Source organism: Bombilactobacillus bombi (assembly GCF_013607485.1).
GTDB lineage: Bacteria > Bacillota > Bacilli > Lactobacillales > Lactobacillaceae > Bombilactobacillus > Bombilactobacillus bombi_A.
This window is the reverse complement of record NZ_SCHP01000117.1, coordinates 1-1,701: the sequence shown is the minus strand read 5'-3', so window position 1 is coordinate 1,701 and position 1,701 is coordinate 1. Positions and strand designations below refer to the sequence as shown.

The 1,701-nt window shown below is 38.2% G+C and carries 2 protein-coding genes; both read left to right on the top strand.

Annotation, left to right across the window (positions count from 1 at the left end; all coding sequences use genetic code 11):
- Positions 1–61: 61 nt before the first annotated feature.
- Positions 62–1,006, top strand: a complete 945-nt coding sequence (gene fmt / locus EQ827_RS08660; protein ID WP_181190576.1) for a methionyl-tRNA formyltransferase — start codon at positions 62–64, stop codon at positions 1,004–1,006.
- On the top strand, positions 987–1,701 hold a 715-nt coding region (locus EQ827_RS08655; RefSeq protein ID WP_309109361.1), incomplete at its 3' end, for a transcription antitermination factor NusB. The genes fmt and EQ827_RS08655, both read left to right, overlap by 20 nt.

Below are 1,701 nucleotides of genomic sequence, written 5' to 3'. Positions count from 1 at the left end.
ACAAAAAACGAGGCTTTTTAGTTGCTATTGATAATGAGCCTCAACAAATGGAGTGATAATGATGACAAAAGTTATTTTTATGGGTACACCGGCATTTTCGGTCCCCATTTTAGAGGGACTGCTGCAGCAAAATTATGAAATTGTCGCAGTAGTTACCCAACCTGATCGTGCTGTAGGCCGCAAACAAAAAATTAGTTTTTCGCCAGTTAAACAATATGCACTACAGCATGACTTATCTATTTATCAACCGGAAAAATTAGGACACAGCGCGGAATTAGAGCAATTAATCAGCTTACAAGCTGATTTGATTATTACTGCAGCTTTTGGACAATTTTTGCCAACTAAATTATTAGCTTCTGCTAAAATTGCTGCGATCAATGTACATGGCTCCTTGTTGCCGCGCAATCGTGGCGGCGCTCCTGTGCAAAGGGCGATAATGAATGGGGATCAGACTACCGGTATTACTATTATGTATATGGCAAAAAAAATGGATGCTGGCGATATTATTAGTCAACAAGAAGTAGCCATTAGCGCTACTGATACTGCTGGTAGTTTGTTTGATAAACTAAGTCAAGTGGGGCGTGATCTACTTTTAAAGACGCTGCCAGATATTATTGCTGGTACTAATCAACGGATTACCCAAGATGAGTCACTAGTTACATTTACACCGAATATTCAGCCAGCCGAAGAAAAAATTGATATTACTAAACCGGCTTTATGCATTAATCGACAGGTTCGCGGTTTAAATCCTGACCCCGGTGCTTATTTATTTTTAAAGGGGCAGAGAACTAAAATTTATCAAACCACGATGGCTAATCTAACAACCAAGCTCCAGCCTGGTCAAGTGGTTAGCAAAACCAAAAAACAATTGGGTATCGCCACTGGTGACCAACAAGTGTTGTATTTAGATCAGCTCCAGCCAGCTGGTAAAGCTGTGATGCCAATTAGTGCCTATTTAAATGGTAAAGGAAAGGATATTCAAGTTGGTGAGCAAATCATTCAATAATAATCCCCGTTACTGGGCAACCCAAATTTTAAATCAAGTACTTCAAGGCAATGGTTATTCTAATATTTTAATTAACCAATGTTTAACTAAGCAAAATTTAAGTGCCGCAGACCAGCGGTTGTTAGTTCAGCTAGTTTATGGGGTTTTACAGCATAAATTAACAATTGATTATTTTTTAAAAAAATATCTTCAACAGCAAAAACACTTACAAAATTGGGTGCATAACTTATTGCGTATCTCAGTTTATCAAATGCATTATTTAGATCGTATTCCGGAACGGGCAATTTTTTTTGAGGCTACTCAGATCGCTAAAATTATTGGCGGGAAAAAAGTTGCTGGTTTAGTAACAGCGGTTTTGCGGAATTTGCAGCGTGATGGCTTTGCAACTTTGAAAAATCTTAATTCTGAACAGCGCTTAAGTATTGAGTATAGTGTGCCGCAATGGATTATAAAACAATTAATCCAGCAAGTGGGGCAGACTAAAACTTCCCAAATTTTAGCCAGTTTAAATCAAAATCCACGTACATCTATTCGAGTAAATACTACTAAAATTTCCCGTACCGCTTTACAGCAGCAATTAGAACATGATGGTTTCAAGGTGAGGTTAAGCACGGTAAGTCCTGTAGGGTTAATCATTGAGCAAGGATCAATTGTGAATAGTCCCTGGTTTGAAGCTGGTTATTGTACTATTCAAG

What these genes read in the sequence shown, in the direction of transcription:
- fmt (WP_181190576.1), top strand. Translation starts at nt 62, where the DNA reads ATGACAAAAGTTATTTTTATGGGTACACCGGCATTTTCGGTCCCCATT.